Genomic DNA, 400 nt, shown 5'->3' with positions numbered 1-400 from the left:
CCATGTGTGCAAATGGGCCGTTCCATTTATACCGTAGAAGCTATTAATGCTAAAAACCATAAATCAATTTTACTTATATGGTGGATTTAAATTAAAGGTAATCACATGCGCGTTGCTTGAGCCACATAACGTTGACGATTAGGGCTTGATATTGCGATGGCTAAACGTATAGAATTATTTTCATCACCTTCAGCATATTCAGGAAGCTCAATTTCATCAAGGCCGGTAAGACTTATTTCAAGTCCACGGAGTGCCTTTTGCAATGATTCTTGAAAAGTACGGCCAATTGGCATGACTTCCCCAACAGATTTCATTGCAGTGGTTAAGACAGATGATGAACCATGAAATTTTTCAAAAGCAGAACGAGGGATTTTGGTGACAATATAATCGATAGAGGGTT

The 400-nt window shown here is 38.5% G+C and carries 1 pseudogene; it reads right to left on the bottom strand.

The features are described from left to right. Positions 1-89 precede the first annotated feature (89 nt). Positions 90-400: pseudogene (locus J7R05_RS08705) on the bottom strand (hypothetical protein); the annotation flags it as partial.

Source organism: Bartonella capreoli, from assembly GCF_902813205.1.
Taxonomy (GTDB): Bacteria; Pseudomonadota; Alphaproteobacteria; order Rhizobiales; family Rhizobiaceae; genus Bartonella; species Bartonella schoenbuchensis.
Note: the sequence above shows the minus strand (reverse complement) of the source record. Positions and strands in the feature narration are given on the sequence as shown.